Genomic DNA, 22,218 nt, shown 5'->3' with positions numbered 1-22,218 from the left:
TTTTATGGTGATACTCTCACTATAGTTCCCACGGTTACTTGGCTAAATAATTCGCGAACATCTTCGTTGTACATACGGATACATCCATGAGACGCAGCTGTACCGACAGAAGCGCGGTTAGGTGTGCCATGAAAGCCAGACCAATCCTTCCCATTTGTCCAAAAGCCAATCCAGCGATCGCCTAAAGGATTTTCAGGATCTTTGCTAGGAATTACGTCACCCGTAAAAGGATTTTGCCAAGCAGGATACTCAATAGTCTCTAAAACACGATGATTGCCGATTGGGGTGCTCCAGCCTTCCTTTCCTACAGCTACAGGATAGGTTTTTAAAGGAATTTCACCATGAAAGGCTGTAACCTTTCGCTTGCTGATGCTAACTTCGAGACGAGTTATTTGCATCAGTTCACGATCCCACAGTTGCCGATTGGGATTAATTGTATAGAGTGAGCCAAGAGCTGGCAATTTCTTTTGATAAGCCAGAGCTTGATAAAGAAGTACTACAAGTTCACTTTTAGTAATCGCCGTAGTAGGTGCGAGAACACGAGGATCTGGATAATTAGTGACTAATCCTTGCTGTGTAAGTGTCGCGATCGCAGGAATAGCATAGTCAGGGACTTTCAGGGCATCGCGATACATTGAAAGCAAATATGTTTGAGGAGTTTTATGGGCTTTGCTATTCAGACTAAGCTGACTGGAGATTGCCACTAATACTTCAGCTTTGGTGGCAAGATCATTGAGTCTTGTGGTAATTCTTGGTGCATTGCGGTTAGCAAAAGCGATCTCTAGCAAGTTAGCAAGTTCAGCGCGGGTAATGGGGCGATCAGGCTGAAATTGGCTAATTGAATCAGGATTAACTAAAACAGCATTCAAAGCTGGCTGTGACAATAAACCTTCGACAAACAAACGAGACCAATGGTTTTGTAAATCTATGAATAAAAAGCGATTGGGATTTGATTTATTGGCAGAATTTGCCTTTACTTCCTGAGCACTTGCCTCAAAGATATGGTTTTGAGTACTCCCACTTAGCGAAATAAAAGTAAAAACATTTGCGGCGATCGCAACATTCACAAAAGAAGATAAAAGACTTTGCGATCGCATTCTCATAAATTTCAATTGTTATTGCGTTTAAGGTTGACTTAATTATCCAAAGTAGCTATGCAGTCTAACATATTTCATCAAAAAGCCTACCACCTTAAATTGACGCTTTAAGCAAATTTCTGATGAATCATCTCAATTACTCGTGCTTCTTCAGGAGTCATAATGCCATCTAACATCGCAAATTTCTGGCATTGGGCAAACAAAGATAACGCATACTCTGGCTTGATATCCTTTAGTAACATCTCAAGTGGAAGTGGTGCATCCATATACTCAGCGATCGCATCAATTGATTCTGGTCTAAGATTTGCCGCTTTTAAATCAGCCAAAACATTTTCCTTACTTCTACCTTGATTACCTGCCAAGATCACATGAACGAGAATTTGATCAATAATCTGTTCTTGTGGAATCGCACTTTTTAAGCGCTCTTCACTATCTACTTGAATATCCACCAATTTTTCTTCAAAGTTGACAGGGTTTAGTTTTGCCTCATAAAAAGAACAACTCGCTTGACCAAGTGTGTAAAGCATCACTGCATCAGAGCTTGCAGCAATCACGGCTCCTGCAACGGGAATATTTCGTAACAGTCCTAATCCTGCTTTGATTGCCATTTTGCCACCAAAAGCTAACCCGAATACTGCGACAACCTCTCCTTTTCTAGCTGGATCTTTAAGATCCATTCCATAGGCACAAGCAATTTGATAAACCATCTCAGCTTGGAGCGAAGTTGTCGCAGCCAGATCAACTGCAAACAATGCTGCGGCAGAACCAGGGACAATCGTGGTAGCAAATCCAGACGCACCCGCAAACACGGCTTTTTGTCCAATGATTCTTTGCGCGATTTGATAGGCTGACTCATTGGGATATTGCTGTTTTAAGCGCTGTACCTCGGCTTCTGATGCGACAGCATCTACCTGATCTATTATTTTCAGAAACCAATCAGCATTAAATACCTTAGCCGCTTTCCGAATTAGAGGGCTATTACCAACAGTTTCGATCACAGATCCTGCGCTACTAGTTGCTGATGAAATTCCACCAACGACAGCACCCCCAACTGTTTGAGTAAATGCACCAACAGCACCACCGACTGCTCCTGCGGTTGCCACTGCCGCTCCACCGACTGCACTACCGACAGATCCAGCTACCCCACCAACTGCACTTCCCGCACTCACGATCGCCCCGCCAACATTTCCCGCAGCACCCGCAACCGTGCCACCAACGACACCAGCCGCCCCACCAACAGCATTCCCAACAGAGCCAGCTGCCCCTGCAACTGTGCCACCAACCGCACTAGCTGCATTACCAACTGCCCCTGCGGCTCCTGAAACTGCACCAAATGCCCCATCCCACCAATTACCTTTCTGTGGCTTCTCAGTAGTTACCGTAATTGCAGAATCCGTTGTCGGAACTTCGTCTTGTGGTTGAGAATTGTCAACGGACTCAGGGAGGCTAGTCATATTCTTCTTTTCGATTAAGTTAATTGCTTGTGTTTCAGATTTGACATCAGGTTTAGGCTTAGTAAAAATTGATTGAGGTATGGCTTTATTCAGCTTTAAGCCTCACAAACAATAACTAAGGAATAAAAATACGACCCGCCCCTAAATAGTTATCTATATCAAGACCAATTTCTATCAAACTAGCCACACATTTCTCTCGATACACTTTCTCATCAAGTCGATCCACATTACTAATGGTCACAACTGGAAGACTGATATCTGTATTTCTTTCACGAATTGTCTGCTCTAAAGAAGTTTTCCCCTTCATATTTCTATTAGCAGTAATCAAAATCATTTGATTTTGTTGAGCAAAATTCCAGACTAACAAATCACTACTATCACGAGGCAAACCCACCTCCTCAAATTGTAGAAATTTAATTTCTATTAGCTCCAGCCAACCTTCAGCCGCTACAACACCCCAAATGATTAAAGATTTACCTTTGAGATTGTAATCAATTAAAAACTTCATGCCTCAGTGGCTAGTCTAGCTTTCCAACTTTGCAGTTTTTCCCATGCTTTTTTATTTTCAGGTCTAGGAGTGCGATTAGTTGCTTGAGCAAATCTTTCTTTATTGACTCCTTCCCAATAATAGCGATTGATAGCAGCTTCTTGCAAAACCTGTTGATACTCTAAGTCCACCTGTTCGCGATGATTTTCAATATAGGCGATCGCTGCATTAAATTGTTGATCAGTAATATAAAAAAAATAATTGCGAATTAGCTTTACAGGATAACCAGCATGAATATAATCCATTAAGTCATACAGAGTAATCCGAGTACCATTAATAGTAAGCCCTCTTTCTGTACGGACAATATCTGACTTGTCTTGAATAGCTGTCATATTCGCCACTCTTATAAATATTAGATATTATAGCTTTTACAAAAAAATCCCTCACATTGCTGTGAGGGATTTTTTTAATTAACTAGCAAGCTAGATTAACCGAAAGCCGTTGCTGTTGAGGCTATCAGGAAGGCAGCATACGTGAGTATGTATCCAATCGTGAAGTGAGCCAAGCCAACCAAACGAGCTTGAACGATGGAGAGAGCCACAGGCTTGTCTTTCCACTGAACCAAACTTGCAAGAGGTGTGCGTTGGTGCGCCCATACAAGGGTTTCGATCAATTCTTGCCAATAACCACGCCAAGAGATCAAGAACATGAATCCAGTTGCCCAAACTAGGTGTCCGAATAGGAACATCCAAGCCCAAACAGAGATATTGTTCATGCCATAGGGGTTATAGCCATTGATCAACTGTGCAGAGTTGAGCCATAGGTAGTCACGGAGCCAGCCCATGATGGTGACAGAGGATTCGTTGAACTGAGCAACGTTACCTTGCCATACACCGAGGTGTTTCCAGTGCCAGTAGAAGGTTGTCCAACCAATGGTGTTCAACATCCAGAACATAGCTAGGTAGAAGGAATCCCATGCAGAGATATCGCAAGTACCGCCACGACCAGGACCGTCGCAAGGGAAGCTGTAGCCAAAGTCTTTCTTGTCTGGCATGAGCTTAGATCCACGAGCATCCAACGCACCCTTAACCAAGATCAAGGTAGTGGTGTGTAGACCTAGAGCGATCGCATGGTGAACCAAGAAGTCGCCAGGCCCAATCTGAAGGAACAACGAGTTGTCTCCAGAATTAATTCCAGCCAACCAACCAGGTAGCCAAACGTTACCACTGTTGGGGTAAGCGGTTGAAGCAATGCTGTCAGGATTAGAAAGCAGAACATCAAAGCCATAAAGCGCTTTACCATGAGCGGCTTGGATCCACTGAGCGAATACAGGCTCGATCAAGATTTGCTTTTCAGGAGTACCAAACGCCTGCATTACGTCGTTATGAACGTAGATACCAAGGGTATGGAATCCCAAGAAAAGAGATACCCAGCTAAGGTGAGAGATGATCGCTTCTTTGTGCTCAAGCATACGTGCAAGCACATTGTCTTTGTTAGCTTCAGGATCGTAGTCACGAACGAAGAAGATCGCACCGTGAGCAAATGCACCGACCATCAAGAAACCAGCAATATATTGGTGATGAGTATATAGAGCAGCTTGAGTGGTGAAGTCCTTAGCGATAAACGCATAGGAAGGCATCGAGTACATGTGCTGAGCAACCAACGAGGTGATTACCCCCAAAGAAGCAAGAGCCAAACCGAGTTGGAAGTGCAAGGAATTGTTGACGGTATCATACAAACCCTTGTGACCAGCACCCAATGCACCACCAAATGGAGTGCCTTTAGGTGGGTTATGTGCATTCAAAATGTCTTTGATGCTGTGACCGATACCAAAGTTGGTACGGTACATATGACCAGCGATGATGAACAATACTGCGATCGCCAAGTGGTGATGAGCAATATCGGTCAACCAAAGAGACTCAGTTTGAGGATGGAAACCACCAAGGAAAGTCAGGATTGCTGTACCAGCGCCTTGAGATGTACCAAACACATGACCTGCGGTATCAGGATTCTGAGCATATACGCCCCAGTTGCCTGTGAAGAAAGGTGCAAGCCCTGCTGGATGAGGAGGAACGCTCAAGAAGTTGTCCCAACCGACATGAATACCGCGAGATTCAGGAATCGCAACGTGAACCATGTGACCAGTCCAAGCCAAAGAGCTAGCTCCGAACAAACCAGCCAAGTGGTGGTTTAGACGAGATTCAGCATTCTTGAACCAAGAAAGGCTAGGACGGAAGCTAGGCTGTAAGTGCAACCAACCTGCAAAAAGCAGTACGGCGGCAAATACTAGCATCCAGATAGCGCCAGTAAATAGTTCGGAGTTGGTACGCATACCGATGGTGTACCACCAGTGGTAAACACCCGAATAAGCGATGTTTACGGGGCCAGCAGCATCAGTTTGAGTGAATGCTTCAACAGCCGCCTTACCGAAGTGAGGGTCCCAAATCGCATGGGCGATCGGACGTGTGGTGAGAGGATTTTGAATCCATTGCTCGAAGTTACCCTGCCACGCTACGTGAAACAGGTTGCCAGATGTCCACAGGAAGATGATTGCCAAATGTCCGAAGTGAGAAGCAAAAATCTTTTGGTAAAGACTTTCTTCAGTAACACCATCGTGACTTTCAAAATCGTTCGCTGTGGCGATCGCATACCAGATCCGACGGGTTGTTGGATCCTGTGCGAGAGCCTGGCTAAACTTAGGAAATTTCGTTGCCATAATTACTTCAATTTCTCCGTTAATATTAGCCAAGTGCACCGTAACGGGCTAGGAAGAATGCCCAAGTTGTGGCAATTCCACCTAATAGGTAGTGAGCTAGACCCACTGCACGACCTTGAGTGATGCTCAAAGCGCGAGGAGAAATAGCTGGAGCAACGTTGAGCTTGTTGTGTGCCCAAACGATTGACTCAATGAGTTCTTGCCAGTAACCACGGCCACTGAACAGGAACATAAGGCTGAAAGCCCAGATGAAGTGAGCGCCTAAGAAGATCAAGCCATAAGCCGACAAAGCCGAACCGTAGGATTGAATAACGTTGGAAGCTTGTGCCCACAAGAAGTCACGCAACCAACCGTTGATGGTCAATGCACTCTGTGCAAAGTTACCGCCAGCCATGTTAGTGATTGTGCCGCTTGCATCAACAGTACCGAAAATATCAGACTGCATTTTCCAAGAGAAGTGGAAGATTACAACCGAGATACAGTTGTACATCCAGAAAAGACCCAAGAAAACGTGATCCCATGCCGAAACTTGACATGTGCCACCACGACCAGGACCGTCGCAAGGGAAGCGGAAACCAAGTTCAGCTTTGTCTGGAACCAAGCGAGAACTACGGGCATAAAGCACGCCTTTCAGCAAGATTAAGACAGTAACGTGAATGGTAAACGCATGGATGTGGTGTACCAAGAAGTCAGCCGTACCAAGAGCCATGTGAGCTACAGCAACTTTGCCACCGACAACAAGAGTTTCGCCACCGAAGATGGGGCTAACGCTAGAAGTTGCGTAAGGAGCAGTTGTACCAGCAGCAGCAGCATGAATACCTTGAATCCAGTTAGCGAAGACAGGCTTCAACTGAATTGCGGTGTCAGAGAACATATCTTGAGGACGACCCAATGCACGCATAGTGTCGTTGTGGATGTAAAGACCAAAGCTGTGGAAGCCAAGGAAGATACATACCCAGTTGAGGTGAGAAATGATTGCATCGCGGTGGCGCAACATGCGATCAAGCAAGTTGTTTACATTCTTAGCAGGATCGTAGTCACGAACCATGAAAATGCCAGCGTGAGCCGCAGCACCACAGATACAGAAGCCGCCGATCCACATGTGATGTGTAAATAGCGAAACTTGAGTAGCGTAGCTGGTAGCAATATAAGGATAAGCAGGCATCGCGTACATATGCTGAGCGACGATGATGCTTAGTGAACCCAACATAGCCAAGTTAACAGCTAGTTGTGCGTGCCAAGAAGAGGTCAAAATTTCATATAGACCCTTGTGACCTTCACCAGTTAGAGGACCCTTGTGAGCTTCAAGAATTTGCTTCATGCTGTGACCGATACCAAAGTTGGTGCGGTACATATGTCCAGCAATGATGAAAAGTGTTGCGATCGCAAGGTGATGGTGAGCTTGGTCAGTTAACCAAAGAGATCCAGTTTGAGGATTCAAGCCACCCTTGAAGGTCAAGAAATCTGAATAAGCACCCCAGTTCAAAGTGAAGAAAGGTGTTAAACCCTGAGCAAAGCTAGGGAAGATTTTTGCCATCAACTCAGGATGAAATATAAACTCATGAGGCAAAGGAATCTGATCCGCAGGTACGCCCTTATCAAGGTAGTAGTTGATAGGAATCGATACATGGATCTGATGTCCAGCCCAAGAGAGCGAACCCAAACCGAGCAAACCAGCCAAGTGGTGGTTCATCATCGATTCAGCATTCTTAAACCACTCAAGTTTAGGAGCTGCCTTGTGGTAGTGAAACCAACCAGCGAAGAACATTAAACCAGCCATCACCAAACCGCCAATTGCGGTGCAGAGGAGTTGATACTCCGTGGTGATACCAGATGCTCTCCAAAGGTGGAACAAACCAGAAGTAATTTGAATACCTTGGAAACCGCCACCAACATCGCCGTTCAAGATGTCTTGACCGACAACATTCCAGACCACTTGGGCGCTGGGCTTGATGTTGACTGGATCAGCCAACCAACCAGTGTAGTTAGAGAATTTTGCTCCGTGGTAATACATACCACTGAGCCAGATAAAGATGATACCTAAGTGCCCAAAGTGAGCGGAGAAGATCTTACGGGCAGTATCTTCTTCGGTTGTGAAACTGTCAAAGTCATGCACATTGGCATGAAGATCCCAAATCCATGTGGTTGTCTTTGGTCCCTTCTTTAAGGTGCGATCAAAGTGACCAGGCTGTCCCCACTTCTCGAAAGAAGTAGGTACTACGTCACGATCAACCGATACCTTTACCTCTGTGTCTGGCTTTTGAGGAGTCATTGTCATGTAAATTTTCCTCTCTCAGACTGTTAAGACAAAGTAGATTAAACGATTAGGCTAGTTCTCTCATAGTGCTGAATCTATGAATGAGATAAGTACTGCTTTAACAAGAGAACCTAAGCCACGATGACGTAATTATAGATTTACGTTTGTGTCGCTCTAGAGTCTTTGTAACAATTGTTTAGAATGTCTCTATTTTGCTCAATCCTTTGCGCTGCAATAAATTGAGATATGCAGTTTTGTTTTGCAAGGTAAATAGTCCTTGCAATTTTCTTAACAAAACTTTATCAAATATTCAAATTTTGTTTACAGCTATGGTCATGAGGCTTGAGGTAAATCAAAGCACATAAGATTATTGGAGCTTCCAAATAATCTTATGTGCTTTGGTTTAAGAGTAAAAAGGTTGCCAAGCAACCCATTTACTTTATTGATCTTGTAATTACTCTAAAGGTTACAAAAGTCTCAAAGCAGTTAAGGCTAAGATAGGCTTGCAAAGGTAGCCAGTAATGACTGGTGCTATGGAGGATGTTATGCCTAGTGATTTGCCCAAAAGTTTTCTCGATCAGTTACGCGAAATGACAGTTGTGGTCGCCGATACAGGTGATATCCATGCCATTGAGATGGTGAAGCCTCAAGATGCAACCACAAACCCATCTTTGATTACGGCGGCTGCCCAAATGCCTCAATATCAAGAAATTGTCGATGAGACCCTCCTCGAAGCAAGAGCTGAACTGGGTAAAGATGCCAAGCCTGCTCAAGTGGTTTCTCTTGCTTTTGATCGCTTGGCGATCGCTTTCGGCATGAGGATTTTACAAACTATCCCAGGGCGAGTTTCGACTGAGGTGGATGCACGGTTGTCCTACGACACGGACGCAACTCTAGAAAAAGCGCATTACTTGATTTCGCAATATGAAGCTCATGGCATTTCTCGCGATCGCATTTTGATCAAGATCGCTTCAACTTGGGAAGGGATCAAAGCGGCGGAGTCACTGGAGAAAGAAGGGATTCATTGCAATTTGACATTGTTGTTTGGGTTACACCAAGCGATCGCCTGCGCCGAAGCGGGAGTGACCTTAATTTCGCCATTTGTGGGACGGATTCTCGATTGGTACAAAAAAGATACAGGTCGTGATAGCTATCCAGCCGCCGAAGACCCAGGTGTATTGTCAGTCGCAAAAATTTATAACTACTATAAAAAGTTTGGACATAAAACTGAAATTATGGGTGCGAGTTTTCGCAATATGGGCGAAATCGTCGAACTAGCTGGATGCGACTTGTTAACAATTTCTCCTGCTTTGCTAGATGAGCTGCATCATACGCAAAGTAAACTGGTACGCAAACTTGATCCCGCGATCGCAGCCCAGTCAGATATAGCTGAGATTCCGATGGATAAGAATACTTTTGCTGCTATGCACGCAAGCGATCGCATGGCATCCGAAAAACTTGATGAAGGCATCAAAGGTTTCTCCAAAGCGCTCGTCACCTTAGAGGAGTTACTAACTGAGAGACTAGCCAAACTCGAAGAGCCAGTACTCGCCGCAGTCTAGGTTTTTGGATTCTCAAAATGGTGTTGCCATCTTGAGAATCCAAAAACCTTATTGGGCTTGTTTTTTAATTGTCGAAAGTGTAGTCGCCCTTTCAACAATTGTTAAGTAGCTAGGCATAATTAATTACACATCCAAAGCCATAAAGTTCCGTCCCTGCGGGGCGGAACTTTATGGCTTTGGGTAATTTATTTTGCGCAAGTACTTATAACAAGACTCCACCTAAAAAATTGGGTAGGGTGGGCAATGCCCGCCCTACTTTGCTTATTGTTATACTTGCCAATATGTCGCCACAATTGCCAATAGATCCGATATTTTTAAGCAAAAGTAGAGTTTATCAAGCTCTGATAGAGCAGTTTGATTTATTGCTCCGCGCCAAATATCCACTCATATATATAGTGACAGCCGAAGAAGAGCCAGTCGAAGATATTTTGATAGAGGTCGTCCTGCAATCTAGCCCTAGCCGCAGGATCTTGTTTTGGGATATAGCAAGAGGCTGGAGTGACAATAACACTGATAAAGGATCGGTGATGGCAGCTCTATCACGAATTGCTCAACGAGATAAGGCATCTAAGGATGATGACAATGTTTTATATGTATTACGGGATTTGCATCCAATCCTGAAATATCCCCACCATGATCGCCATATTCCGATTATTCGTGAACTTAAAAATTTGGCACGGGATCTCAAACTTGATCGCCGCACAATTGCCCTAACTAGCCATGTACTAGAGATTCCGCCCGAATTAACCGAAGAAATCACAGCTATCGATTTTCCTTTACCTGCGATCGCGGAAATCGAATATTTAATCAAACAAAAGATTTCGTCCAATAAACTCAATTTGTCAAACTTAGCTTGGGAGCAATTGGTCAAGGCTTGTCAGGGGTTAAGCCGTACACGTATTCAACGAGTTTTAGCTAAGGCGATCGCAGAAAAAGAGCAAGTAAATGATTCAGATATTGACGCGGTGCTTGCTGAAAAGCAGCAAGCAATCAGGCAAACAGGCATCTTAGAATTTTTTACGGTTAATGAATCGCTAAAAAATGTTGGCGGTTTAGACAATCTCAAGCAATGGGTGCGAATTCGTCGAGATGCGTTCACAGAAGAGGCAAAACGTTACGGCATTCCCACGCCAAAGGGTGTTTTATTGGTTGGCATTCAAGGCACTGGTAAATCACTATCGGCAAAAACGATCGCAAATGAATGGCGATTACCATTATTGCGTCTTGATATCGGGAGGCTATTTGGAAGTTTTGTCGGGGAAAGCGAGAGTCGGATGCGGCAGATGATTCAACTTGCTGAAGCAACTGCGCCCTGCGTCTTGTGGATTGATGAGATCGATAAAGCTTTTGGTAATGCGAGTATTTCTGTCGATGGTGACTCTGGGGCAAGTCGGCGCGTATTTGGGACATTAATCACATGGATGCAGGAAAAAACAGCCCCAGTTTTTATTGTGGCAACTGCTAATAATGTAAGGATTTTGCCAGCCGAACTTTTGCGAAAAGGTAGATTTGACGAGATTTTCTTTTTGAATTTACCTACTGAGTCTGAACGCCAAGAAATTTTCAAGGTACATTTACAAAAATTGCGCCCCAGTCGATTGCGTGAATTTGATTTATTTTTATTAGCCAGACATACCAAAAATTTTAGCGGCGCGGAAATAGAGCAAGTAATCATCGATGGCATCCACAGAGCCTTTGGTCGAGGTAGTACTGGCAACCGCGAAGATTTCACCACGGAAGATATTATTAGTGCGATCGAGGAGACAGTACCATTAGCGGCAATCGCCTCTCAACAAATTGAATCCCTTAAACAATGGGCGGCAGAGTCGGGCGCACGTACCGCATCTAACGATGAGCAATTGCTTCAAGAACTTCGTAAGTTTGCAATTAACTTAGAGGAATAACTATGTCCCACTTCACCACGATCGCCATCGAAATCAAAAATGGTGACTTGCTAGAACAAGCCTTACAATCGCTGGGCTATCCCGTCAAGCAAAATACTTTAGTGCGCGGATATCTTGGCGATGCTACTACAGCCGAATATGTGATCCCCATGCCTAATGCCTATGACATCGGCTTTAGGAAAGTAGATGATCGCTATGAACTCATTGCTGACATGTGGGGCTTAGCAATGAATGTCGAGGAGTTTCTAGGGGAACTTAATCAGCAATATGCGGCTAGAACGGTTCTAGAAAGTGCAACTCAACAGGGATTTGCGATCGAGCAGCAAGAAATATTAGAAGACGGAACTGTGAGAATTGTGATTGGTCGATGGGCTTAAACCCAATTAATGAATATGCGTCGCAAAGCGACGCATATTCATTAATTGGGTTTTAAAGAAAAATGTACTTAGTCAGAATTGCGAAACAGGGTTAAAACTGGCACACAGGCTCCAACGCATGAGGCGATCGCCCCAATTCCTGAAAAGATATGAGGAGCTTGAACATACTTAACTATTTCGTCTGTAGCAAGGGGCAAGGTTGCGAGCAACACACACGACACACCTAAGCGAACTGCTAGTTGATGAATCATGTTTAATACTTGAATTCTACATTGTTTAATCTTTCGATATCTCACACTAGGTTGACGAAAGGGGATCGTCATCTATAAATAGAGTGATATATCGATACTGGAACATTGGATGAATGTCAATTTATATTAAGGGAGATCATGCTCTCAATGAGTACATCAGCATAATTAAAAAACACTTCTAAAAGCTGAACTTCCCTCTTAGTAGGCAGTTCAGCTTTTTCAATTTTATATTTAATTGTACTGAAGTACTTAGCAGACTCTAAAATTCTGCGATCCTAATAAATCTATAAATTGTTTAGAATCGCTAGGTTTTGAAATTTAGGTTTAGCGAAGTAATAACCTTGAAAAAGCTCAATCCCAAAAGATTGCAGAATACTTAGCTCTTCATAGGTTTCGACACCTTCAGCAATCACTTTAATCTCTAACTCATTACATACTTGTACGATTCCTTTAACGATCGCTTGGCGACCTTTGTTTTGATCAATATGGCGAATTAAGCCCATATCTAACTTGACCAAATCTGTTTGAAACTCAGCTAGTAAATTTAGTCCTGAGTAACCAGCCCCAAAATCATCGATCGCCGTTAAAAAACCTTGTTGTCGATAGTACTGAATAATTTCCCGAAGATGCCCATGATCCTTGATTTTCTCTCCTTCCGTAATCTCAAAGATGATACGGTCAACGGGAAACCCAAAGGTTTCGGCTGCCTCAAGGGTCGTGCGAATACATAATTCAGGACGATACACAGCATTTGGCAAGAAATTAATACTAAGAAAAGATTTAATATTCAGCTTTGCCCCTAACTGAACTGCTTTGACTCGGCAAGCTTGATCAAAGCGATAACGGTTCTCATCATTGATTCGTCCTAAAATATCGTCCGCAGGCTCCTCATTCAGCCCTCTGACGAGAGCTTCTTGGGCAAAAATTTCTTTGGTAGTCGTGTTAACAATTGGCTGGAATGCCATTGTAAAGTCAAATCCTAAACCAGCACCTGTCGTACATTCAGCACAACCAATTTTTTTATGTTCTTGATTTTCTGTCATTTAGATCTACCTTATATTTTTTGCATACTTTTTTAAGCTTAGCCGCGCCCCTCTAATTTTTCCCTGATAAAGGAGTAGTTTTAAAAATCAATATTTTTTAGTCTGCTATTTAAGTTCTTTAATATGGGAACCCTTAAAGGACGGAAAAGTCAATAATCATCTGTATTTATTCACAAGTTTCGTAACTAAATTTTATGAAATCAACTTTTTTAGCCTGTTGTGGCCTTTTGGTGTTTGGGGGGGCAATTGCGATCGCGCCTAATTTGAATGCGACATCTTTAGCCAAACAACAAAACCAGATTTCACCAATACGGTCTACTAATATAAGTCAAAGTACTAATCGGGTCAGTTTTGAAACTGAGTTGCTCAAGCTAACTAACTTAGAGCGCCAAAAAGTAGGCTTATCGCCCCTTAAGCTTTCGTCACAATTGACAAAAGCTGCTCAGTCCCATGCGGGAGATATGGCAAGAAATAACTACTTTAGTCATACTGGGCTGAATGGTTCAAGTATGGCAGATCGAGCTAAGGGGAATGGTTATAAATATTTTGCTTTAGGCGAAAATATTGCTGCTGGTAAAGCTACGCCTGAAGGCACAATTCGACAATGGATGAATAGTTCTGGGCATCGCGCCAATATTCTCAATAGCAAATTTACTGAGATTGGCTTTGGATATGAGAATGCACCAAATTCTCGCTATCGGCATTATTGGGTACAGGTGTTTGGTACGCCTCAACGCTAGTTTATAGCTATCGTCAGCAATATTAGGACAAAGTCAAAACCCAAAAGAGAGTTGGGGCGCTTCGCGCCCCAACTCTCTTTTGGGTTTTATGTCCTGACTTGATTGGCTATAGCTATAGAATAAAAAAGCTCGCGGCGCGAGCTTTTTTATTCTCAAAAAACTTATGAGCGATCGCCAATATATTCTTTTCTATAAACCCTATGGTGTTCTCTGTCAGTTTACTGATGACAGTGCATCCCCGCGCCCCACATTAAAAGAATATATTGACATCCCTGAAGTATATTCAGTAGGTCGATTGGATTTTGATAGCGAAGGGTTATTACTTCTGACTAATGATGGGCAATTAAAGCATCGCTTAATCGATCCCCAGTTTGAACATTCACGAACTTATTGGGTACAGGTAGAAAGAACTCCCACGGAAGATGCCTTGGAGCAGTTACGCAATGGTGTCATGCTCCAAGGATATCGAACTAAACCCGCGATCGCTAATTTATTAGATACTGAGCCAGATTTACCAGAGCGACAGCCGCCCATTCGCTTTCGAGCCAGTATTCCCACAGCTTGGTTAGAACTGAAATTAACAGAAGGAAAAAATCGTCAAGTTAGAAAGATGACAGCAGCAATAGGATTTCCCACTTTACGTCTAGTACGTGTGGCGATCGCTCATCTAAGATTGGTAGATCTTCATGTCGGACAATGGCGAAATTTGACTCAATCGGAACTACAAGAACTCCGCTTGAAAGTAATCCCGCGCCGATTGAGATAGAACATCTACAAGTTTTGTAGTTATGTCTTTATGGTTATTCCATGCCAGTTCTTGGTAACCAACAATCGGTACTTCTGCTTGAAATAGCTCAGTTAGTAACTTGTAATTTGGATTGATCGAGATTGATCCATGCTGCAAAACTGAATTATGACGATAGACTTGAGCGCTACCGATTAGTTTACGTCCATCAGCAATTACTAAATCCGCATTGGTTGCCGTGGAAAAACAACTGGGATTATGGATATAGCCCCGTCCTGCTTTTCCATAGGTTAGATTAACTCCCAACCTAGAAAAACCTTGAATTAGAAATCCGCTGATATATTCATAGATCTCGCGATGCGATCGCTTTCTTCCAAAGGTATTATCTTCAAAATCACCCACTTGATCACCACCAATATCAGCACTGGTGATCAATGTATAAGTAAGATCTCCTTGATGAAGCACAGCTCGCCCCCCACTTGGACGACGAATGATGTCGAGATTATTTTTTTTTGCAATCTCATTCCAGCGAATAGGATATTGCTTTTGATTAAACCCTAAGGAAATCGCAGATGGGCTCCAGCGATAAAATCTTAAAATCGATGGCGATTGAGGATCTTGGCTATGGCGATCAAGCAAAGAATTGTCAAGAGCCATTTGTAGCTTTCCCGATATTTCAGAATAAGGAAGAAGCTCCCATAGTTTGTTCATGAATTTATAAAAATGACAAGAAAGCACACAAACGGTGCTTTCTTAATAAGACAGAGTTCTAAACGCCGAAATTTTCTTTTAATACTTCATCATTTTCATCGGCGATCGCTGCCACAATCGTGATGATCCGTGAGATTTCCGCAGGTGAAAGATCCTCAACAGAGCGTGAGCACAACACCAAAACTTGATCATTCTGGATCGCATACCGAGCTTCAAATGTGTCAGCGGCATTTTTTTCCAAAAGCCAACGTGTCATTTTTGCTTCGTCTTTAAATGGGGCAGCAAGTACAGTCGAAAAAACAGTGAAGGTATCATTAGGCTCGGTTCCAGTAATGTTGACAACTACTTCTACAGTGCCATATTGAAATTTCCACGTATCCTCGGTCTGGTTTTCAAGAGCCGAATTTTCAGCATCCATACTGGCGATGACAGTTTGGATCGTTTGCACAATGTGATTGGTTGGTGGTGCAAAACTAGATTCTGCTTCTACAGGAGTTATTGGCGATTCTGTTGTGAAGGTCATAGTTAAATATCTAGTTACTATCTGCCAATAGTGTATAGCAAACGTTAATGTTTTTCATAAAACACCCTCTCAGCTCCAGCAATTTTCATTATAAAAATCGGTTTTGATGCGAGTCCACCGTCGGTGGACTCGCATATGAAACCGATTTTGTGGTTTTTAGCGCCGCAGGTGCTAAAAACCACAAAATCGGTTTCATATACTTAGTAACGCAAATCGTAGAAACTTAATCTGCCATAACCAAGGAATTGTGAATTTGGGCGATCGCCTTGTGGAAATGCGGTCACTCCAAACAGATAAACGCCATCGTAGCGAGGATTACGGACTGGGCGAAGTCCAACTACTAGCTTACTGTTAAGCTCATTACTCGCAGAAATTGGTGGATTAAAAGTAATTGTGACTTTTTGGCGATCACGATCTTGACTTGGCAAAACTTCAGTTTTACTAGAGATCGCAACTCTCTCACCTGATGAAGATTGTAAGTAAGCAATTGTTTCATTGCTATAAAAATCAACATTGTCAAAACCTTCTGTCTGAGCAATTTCTAACTTTTGTAGAGGCTCACCCATATTTTGAGGTAAAGCGATCGCAAAGTAGTATGTCGCATTCCAAGAATAGATGCGATTTATAGTCGTCTCTGCACCCAAAAGAAATGGCAATTGCACAAAATAGGTTTTGCCATCGCGTAACTGCACTGCTTCTGCTGAAGGAGTTAGAAAATCTCTAGAAACAAGATTTTGATTGCTACCTCCAAAAACTTGCAGAGCAAGAATTGGTAGCAATGCGATCGCAGTCACAACTTTTTTACGCGTTTTTTTCACCATAAGTACGTACCATTTTGCTAGCATTGTAGGAATAGCTACTTTTTTCGCAGCGATAGGCTTACCGAAAGCCTTACGATCGCATTAAACGCTATCTCATCTAAGATAGAGGTATCTACTGTGGTTTCTTCCCCTCCAACATCGTCGAATGTCGTACTAAATCTTGAAGGTGCGCTTTCATCTAGTATAAATTCATCTAGCTCAGATCCTGAAAGTACCACAGACAAAATAATTAGTCGTTCAATGATTGCGATTCTTGATTTCGGGTCTCAGTACTCAGAGCTAATTGCTCGACGTATCCGTGAGACGCAAGTTTATTCTGAAGTTCTAACTTATCATATCTCAGCCGAAGACTTGCTGAAGCTTAATCCTGAAGGGATCATTTTGTCAGGTGGTCCTAACTCTGTTTATGATGAAGGCGCTCCTCAATGCGATCCTGAAATTTTTAATTTAGGTATACCTGTTTTAGGTGTTTGCTATGGGATGCAACTGATGGCGAAGCAGCTCGGCGGCACTGTCGAACTTGCCGACCATGGGGAATATGGCAAAGCCGAATTACAAATTGACGATCCCACCGATTTGCTTACTAATGTAGATACGGGCATCACCATGTGGATGAGTCATGGTGATTCAGTAGTTGAATTGCCCAAAGGATTTGAAATTTTAGCTCACACGGCGAATACTCCTTGTGCCGCGATCGCTGATCACAAAAAAAATCTTTACGGTGTCCAGTTCCATCCTGAGGTAGTACATTCCGCAGGTGGTATGGCGATGATTCGCAATTTTGTTTATCACATTTGTAAATGTGAGCCAAGTTGGACGACCGATGCATTTATCGAAAATTCAATTCGTGAAATTCGTGCTCAGGTTGGCGATAAGCGTGTTTTACTTGCACTGTCAGGTGGTGTAGATTCTTCAACACTTGCCTTCTTATTGCATAGGGCGATCGGTGATCAGCTCACCTGTATGTTTATCGATCAAGGCTTCATGCGCAAGCTAGAGCCAGAGCGTCTAGTCAAACTTTTTGAAGAACAGTTCCACATTCATGTTGTGTATGTTAATGCTCGTGAAAGATTTCTTGAAAGAGTTAAGGGTATTACCGAACCTGAGCAGAAACGGAAGTTAATCGGGAGTGAATTCATCAATGTTTTTGAAGAAGAATCACAGCGATTAGGCCCGTTTGATTTCCTCGCTCAAGGAACTCTTTATCCAGACGTAATTGAATCGGCTGACACTAACGCTGATCCTGTCACTGGTAAACGTGTTGCTGTCAAGATCAAGAGTCATCACAATGTGGGTGGTTTACCTGATAATCTTCGCTTTACTTTAGTAGAACCACTTCGCAAGTTGTTTAAGGATGAAGTGCGTAAAGTGGGGACGGCTCTTGGACTTCCCGAAGAAATTGTCAAGCGCCAGCCATTTCCAGGGCCTGGTTTGGCAATCAGGATTATTGGTGACATTACTAGCGATCGCCTGAATACTCTGAGAGATGCTGACCTAATTGTGCGCCAAGAGATCAATCGTGCAGGTCAATATAATAATCTCTGGCAAGCCTTTGCGGTACTATTGCCCACAGTTCGCAGCGTGGGTGTGATGGGCGATAAGCGAACCTATTCCCATCCTATAGTTTTGCGTCTAGTCACCAGTGAAGATGGAATGACTGCGGATTGGGCAAGAGTTCCCTATGATTTATTGGAAACTATTTCCAATCGCATTGTCAATGAAGTGGAAGGTGTCAATCGCGTAGTGTTAGATATCACATCTAAGCCACCTGGCACTATTGAATGGGAATAAACCCTAATCAAAAAACAGTCATAGAGGTGCGGCGCAAAGCGCCGCACCTCTATGACTGTTTTTTAGCGACAGCTATAACAAATTTTGTTCAGGAAGCCATAGCATTTTAGAGATGAACAAAGTGCAATAGACAGGTATGACAGCCAACTGGCGGTTATACCTGTCTATTTTTTATTGATAAAATAGAGATAATTTCGCTCGTATTCAGGTTTATAGGCATGAATATTTAAGAATATCAACGAATAACCATGAATACTGAAAATTTTTATGCCGATCTACCTGTTCTTCAGAATTTTGCAGATATTACTCATAGTGAGAATTTCTACGCAGTTCCTAACAACTGGGCGGCAATCATTACCGATATAGAGGAATCAACACAGGCGATCGCAGATGGCAAATACAAAGATATTAATCTCTTAGGCGCTTGTTCCATTATTGTAATTTTGAATATAGTTGGAGAGCTGGAGATTCCCTTTGTATTTGGTGGTGATGGCGCATCTATCCTCATTCCATCAAAGTTTATCCCAGAAGCAGAGCAAGCATTATTGGCTGTGCAGAAATTAGCCGCAGATGAATTTAATCTTAAATTACGCATAGGAATTGTCCCACTTGAGGCTATTACATCAAGCTATGACATTAAAGTTGCGAAGCTCCGAATCTCCGACAACTATGTTCAAGCGATCCTCAGAGGTGGAGGCATCAGCTACGCAACACGTTTGGTTAAGGATCAAGCGACAACGGTCTTGTACAGCCCTAAGCAACAAAATTCCTATGCGATCGCCAATTTCTCTGGCTTAGAATGCCGATGGCAAGATATTCCCACACGTCATGAAGAGATTCTTAGTTTGATCATATCTGTGACAGCACCAAGTCAAAGCCAGATTGATATTCTCTATCGTGAAGTTATTAACCAAATTGAGCGAATTTATGGACAAGGTGTAGAATGTAATCCCGTCATATCTGAGAATTTACAACTTGCTTTTCGGGCAAAGAATTTATCATCAGAAACGCAGGTTTTTGCAGCATCTCAGAGTTGGTTAAAAAAGAAGTTGTATTTGTGGAAACTGCGGCTGATCAATTTGTTGGGATTATTTTTTATAACATTTAATATTAAAACTGGGACGTTGAATTGGGGAGATTATAAGCAGATTGTCTCAGAAGCGACTGACTTCAAAAAATTTGATGATGTATTGCGAATGGTTATTTCTGGCAGAACCAGACAACGCCAAAAATTAACTGAATATTTAGAAAAGAAGTTTCAAGAAGGTCGTTTGGTGTATGGCTTTCATGTTTCTGATCGCGCTCTCATGACTTGCTTAGTTTTTGAGCGCGATGGTCGTCAAGTCCATTTTGTCGATGGAGCCGATGGTGGCTATGCCTTAGCCGCCAAAAATATGAAAGAGCTTATGAAAAGTTAGTTAAGAAGAACTTTGCACTCCTTTCTAAGCTTGGCGAAGTTTGTATGTCCTAAGGCATCTTTAAAGAGATCGCATTGCACGGTAGGCTTAATACATAGTGACTATAGCAAAAGGAAACCTCCCGTGCTTTTATCAAAAGGCTTTGAAGTAGAAATCTACACCTCTACACCGACGGGGGATGTGGTAGGTTTTAGCGATCGCATTGTGGCTAATCTGAATGGGTTTGTGCGCGAACCAGACAGCCGCAATGTTGAATACATTACGCCGCCTTTTCATAAATACGAGCCGTTGTTAATGGCATTGGTAGAACCACGCCAAAAACTACGTAGCTATTTGCGATCGCTAGGCGATTATACTTTGATGCCAGGAAGTACTCTTGCTTTGGGTGGTGTCGATCATTTCTATCGCTCTGATCCACAAAATCCTTATCACACCTACATTGAGCAGACCTATGGCACTAATGTTGTTACAGCAAGTATTCATATTAATGTCGGCATTCCTGATTTAGAGTTACTAATTGCCGCTTGTCGGTTGATCCGTCTGGAAGCACCGCTTTATCTCGCTCTTAGCGCCTCATCTCCGTTTCTTGATGGCAAAGCCACTGGTTTTCATTCTTCACGATGGCAGATGTTTCCCAAGACACCAAAACTAGTTCCATTATTTAGCAATCATCGTCATTTTGTGGAATGGACAGAACAGCAGTTACAGTTAGGGACTATGCAAAATGTTCGTCACCTTTGGTCATCTGTGCGTCCAAATGGTGATAATCGTCCCTATAATCTCAACCGTTTAGAATTGCGGATATCTGATCTAGTGATTGATCCCATCGCCTTACTAGCGATCACGGCTCTTTTAGAGATGCGTCTCAATCAATTTCTCGAAGCTGGGATTGGTTCATCCCTCGATCCCATTGCACCTCATGCAACCAAGTTCACGCCTGAAGAACTTGCCTCGATCGCTGATCAAAATGAAGTTGCGGCGGCGATTAATAGCCTTGATGCAGTGCTGACCCATTGGCAAACTGGCGAACAAATCACTGCAAGGGAATGGATTTCTAATCTCTACGAAGAGTTGCGATCGCGTGCTAAGGATAATGGAGTCTGGTGTTTCCTATCGCCATTACAAAAGATTCTCGATCAAGGTAATGAAGCTCAACGTTGGTTGGCGGCTTATCACAATGGCATTAGTCCGAGACAAATCATGACCGATGCGATCGCCTCTGCTGAACAAATGGATAAAGAACTAGCAGATGCTTTGTTATTGTCTTAAGGATTTAGAGAGTGCCTTGCGCTCTCTAAATCCTTAAATTGATTGATTCGGATTTGAGTGCAAAGCGCTGTAATACCAATTCATACCAAAACACAAAATGGCTAAGCCATTTTATGTTTTGGTATGAATCATTGATTGCTGTAATAATCCAGAAAACAAAAAAGAGATAGTACGTTAAGCGTACTATCTCTTTTTTGTTGTTAAATCTCTGTTCTGTAAGTTAAGAGCATTGCCCATAACTTAAAACTGTTAGAGATTTAGAAAGGAAATGTCAAGGTGTCTGGGAATAGGCGGTTAGCTTCGATCAATACACCAGCGGTGATTGTAAGCCATACAGCAGCCAAGACAGGAGCAGAAGATAAAAAGCCGTTCAATGGAGTTCTCCTTTTAGATAGTTTTGATTTTTTCCCAGAGTACTAAAACACTTGTCACAACACTCTGGAAAAGTTAGCAAAGCGATCGCTAGATTTAGAAACTAGCGAGGCGAAACGGTAACTTCATTTTCAGGAGCCAACAGTTCGCCAGTGCCAAACTCTTTGAGTGCAGCAAGAGGCCATGTAAAGCCAGTCAGCATACATTTAATAGCAAGAGGAAGATCGATGATGATTTCCTTTTGAGCTGCGGTTGCTGGATCTTTACGAATTGCAATCAGATAAGCACGACCAACCCAGCCGATCCAACCAGTGATGAATAGAAACATCAAGGCAGGAATGGTGAATTCGCCAGCGTGACTCCAACGACCATCGCTGATCAAGTGAGGTAAGCCATCTTCGCCGCAAAGTAAGCCAGAGTTAGCATATTTTGCAAAACGAGCTTCGGTTTGAGCAATTTTACCTTTGAGGTATTCAGCAGGGCCGCTACCAGCTTTGAAATTAGCTAGACGGGCTGTATAACCATCAACTTCACTTGTCAAGCGATCTTGAAAAGCAGAGGAGGTTGCACAAGGAGTCAAAGCATTGAATGAGAATTCTGCATATGCAGCAGGGGTTGCAGCAAGGCTAATGCCAAACCACAGGCTAATAACTAGAATGAGAGCAAAAAGTCTTTTCATG

General features: G+C 42.9%; 21 protein-coding genes. 8 read left to right on the top strand and 13 right to left on the bottom strand.

What is annotated here, in order from left to right:
* Positions 1–2: 2 nt before the first annotated feature.
* From CQ839_RS25450 to psaA, 6 genes are all read right to left on the bottom strand, one after another.
* Positions 3–1,097 carry a L,D-transpeptidase gene (locus CQ839_RS25450; RefSeq protein WP_219817728.1) on the bottom strand — a complete coding sequence of 365 codons (1,095 nt, stop codon included), beginning with the start codon at positions 1,095–1,097 and terminating at the stop codon, positions 3–5.
* Positions 1,098–1,204: 107 nt separating this feature from the next.
* Complete coding sequence (locus tag CQ839_RS05795; RefSeq protein ID WP_103667323.1) at positions 1,205–2,551, bottom strand: EcsC family protein; 1,347 nt, start codon at positions 2,549–2,551, stop codon at positions 1,205–1,207.
* 115 nt (positions 2,552–2,666) lie between these two features.
* Positions 2,667–3,059: a DUF5615 family PIN-like protein gene (locus CQ839_RS05790; protein ID WP_103667322.1), complete on the bottom strand. Its 393-nt coding sequence runs from the start codon at positions 3,057–3,059 to the stop codon at positions 2,667–2,669.
* Positions 3,056–3,430 (bottom strand): DUF433 domain-containing protein, encoded by a 375-nt coding sequence (locus CQ839_RS05785; RefSeq protein ID WP_103667321.1) that lies wholly within the window; start codon positions 3,428–3,430, stop codon positions 3,056–3,058. Before CQ839_RS05785 ends, CQ839_RS05790 begins: the two co-directional genes overlap by 4 nt.
* Positions 3,431–3,525: 95 nt before the next feature.
* Positions 3,526–5,754 carry a photosystem I core protein PsaB gene (gene psaB / locus CQ839_RS05780; protein WP_103667404.1) on the bottom strand — a complete coding sequence of 743 codons (2,229 nt, stop codon included), beginning with the start codon at positions 5,752–5,754 and terminating at the stop codon, positions 3,526–3,528.
* Positions 5,755–5,779: 25 nt separating this feature from the next.
* Positions 5,780–8,032: a photosystem I core protein PsaA gene (gene psaA, locus CQ839_RS05775; protein ID WP_103667320.1), complete on the bottom strand. Its 2,253-nt coding sequence runs from the start codon at positions 8,030–8,032 to the stop codon at positions 5,780–5,782.
* Positions 8,033–8,532: 500 nt separating this feature from the next.
* On the opposite strand from psaA, the gene CQ839_RS05770 reads away from it, so the two are divergent.
* The 3 genes from CQ839_RS05770 to CQ839_RS05760 all read left to right on the top strand — a co-directional run bounded on the left by CQ839_RS05770 (position 8,533) and on the right by CQ839_RS05760 (position 11,854).
* Entirely contained in the window at positions 8,533–9,573 is a 1,041-nt protein-coding gene (locus tag CQ839_RS05770) for a transaldolase (RefSeq protein WP_258040638.1), read from the top strand.
* A 281-nt stretch (positions 9,574–9,854) separates the two neighbouring features.
* Positions 9,855–11,477 (top strand): AAA family ATPase, encoded by a 1,623-nt coding sequence (locus CQ839_RS05765; RefSeq protein WP_103667402.1) that lies wholly within the window; start codon positions 9,855–9,857, stop codon positions 11,475–11,477.
* A 2-nt stretch (positions 11,478–11,479) separates the two neighbouring features.
* Positions 11,480–11,854, top strand: a complete 375-nt coding sequence (locus CQ839_RS05760; RefSeq protein WP_103667319.1) for a DUF1257 domain-containing protein — start codon at positions 11,480–11,482, stop codon at positions 11,852–11,854.
* 68 nt (positions 11,855–11,922) lie between these two features.
* On the opposite strand, the gene CQ839_RS05755 is transcribed toward CQ839_RS05760, so the two are convergent.
* Positions 11,923–12,105 (bottom strand): hypothetical protein, encoded by a 183-nt coding sequence (locus CQ839_RS05755; protein WP_103667401.1) that lies wholly within the window; start codon positions 12,103–12,105, stop codon positions 11,923–11,925.
* Positions 12,106–12,389: 284 nt separating this feature from the next.
* On the bottom strand, positions 12,390–13,148 hold the full coding sequence (locus CQ839_RS05750) for an EAL domain-containing protein (RefSeq protein ID WP_103667318.1): 759 nt from the start codon (positions 13,146–13,148) through the stop codon (positions 12,390–12,392).
* 194 nt (positions 13,149–13,342) lie between these two features.
* Between CQ839_RS05750 and CQ839_RS05745 the strand changes: the two genes are divergently transcribed.
* Together CQ839_RS05745 and CQ839_RS05740 are read left to right on the top strand one after the other, a co-directional pair.
* On the top strand, positions 13,343–13,888 hold the full coding sequence (locus CQ839_RS05745) for a CAP domain-containing protein (RefSeq protein ID WP_103667317.1): 546 nt from the start codon (positions 13,343–13,345) through the stop codon (positions 13,886–13,888).
* A gap of 163 nt (positions 13,889–14,051) precedes the next feature.
* Positions 14,052–14,654, top strand: coding sequence for a pseudouridine synthase (locus CQ839_RS05740; protein ID WP_103667316.1), 603 nt, complete (start codon positions 14,052–14,054; stop codon positions 14,652–14,654).
* Here the strand turns inward: CQ839_RS05740 and CQ839_RS05735 are convergent.
* The 3 genes from CQ839_RS05735 to CQ839_RS05725 all read right to left on the bottom strand — a co-directional run bounded on the left by CQ839_RS05735 (position 14,610) and on the right by CQ839_RS05725 (position 16,688).
* The gene (locus tag CQ839_RS05735) at positions 14,610–15,344 is read right to left on the bottom strand and encodes a lipoate--protein ligase family protein (RefSeq protein ID WP_103667315.1); all 735 of its coding nucleotides are present in this window, start codon (positions 15,342–15,344) and stop codon (positions 14,610–14,612) included. The genes CQ839_RS05740 and CQ839_RS05735 overlap by 45 nt on opposite strands.
* A gap of 58 nt (positions 15,345–15,402) precedes the next feature.
* Positions 15,403–15,867 carry a YbjN domain-containing protein gene (locus CQ839_RS05730; protein ID WP_103667314.1) on the bottom strand — a complete coding sequence of 155 codons (465 nt, stop codon included), beginning with the start codon at positions 15,865–15,867 and terminating at the stop codon, positions 15,403–15,405.
* Between the two features lie 200 nt (positions 15,868–16,067).
* The gene (locus CQ839_RS05725) at positions 16,068–16,688 is read right to left on the bottom strand and encodes a DUF2808 domain-containing protein (RefSeq protein ID WP_103667313.1); all 621 of its coding nucleotides are present in this window, start codon (positions 16,686–16,688) and stop codon (positions 16,068–16,070) included.
* A gap of 240 nt (positions 16,689–16,928) precedes the next feature.
* Here CQ839_RS05725 and guaA point away from each other — a divergent pair, with 240 nt between their 5' ends.
* The 3 genes from guaA to gshA all read left to right on the top strand — a co-directional run bounded on the left by guaA (position 16,929) and on the right by gshA (position 21,166).
* The gene (gene guaA / locus CQ839_RS05720) at positions 16,929–18,479 is read left to right on the top strand and encodes a glutamine-hydrolyzing GMP synthase (protein ID WP_103667400.1); all 1,551 of its coding nucleotides are present in this window, start codon (positions 16,929–16,931) and stop codon (positions 18,477–18,479) included.
* Between the two features lie 248 nt (positions 18,480–18,727).
* Positions 18,728–19,897, top strand: a complete 1,170-nt coding sequence (locus tag CQ839_RS05715) for a DUF3095 domain-containing protein (RefSeq protein WP_103667312.1) — start codon at positions 18,728–18,730, stop codon at positions 19,895–19,897.
* Between the two features lie 123 nt (positions 19,898–20,020).
* Positions 20,021–21,166: a glutamate--cysteine ligase gene (gene gshA / locus CQ839_RS05710; RefSeq protein WP_103667311.1), complete on the top strand. Its 1,146-nt coding sequence runs from the start codon at positions 20,021–20,023 to the stop codon at positions 21,164–21,166.
* Positions 21,167–21,423: 257 nt separating this feature from the next.
* On the opposite strand, the gene CQ839_RS05705 is transcribed toward gshA, so the two are convergent.
* Together CQ839_RS05705 and CQ839_RS05700 are read right to left on the bottom strand one after the other, a co-directional pair.
* Positions 21,424–21,540, bottom strand: a complete 117-nt coding sequence (locus CQ839_RS05705) for a Photosystem I reaction center subunit IX (protein ID WP_103667310.1) — start codon at positions 21,538–21,540, stop codon at positions 21,424–21,426.
* Positions 21,541–21,641: 101 nt separating this feature from the next.
* On the bottom strand, positions 21,642–22,217 hold the full coding sequence (locus CQ839_RS05700; protein WP_103667309.1) for a Photosystem I reaction center subunit III: 576 nt from the start codon (positions 22,215–22,217) through the stop codon (positions 21,642–21,644).
* Position 22,218: the final 1 nt, after the last annotated feature.

The organism is Pseudanabaena sp. BC1403 (assembly GCF_002914585.1).
In the GTDB taxonomy this organism is placed as follows: Bacteria; Cyanobacteriota; Cyanobacteriia; order Pseudanabaenales; family Pseudanabaenaceae; genus Pseudanabaena.
Note: the sequence above shows the minus strand (reverse complement) of the source record. Positions and strands in the feature narration are given on the sequence as shown.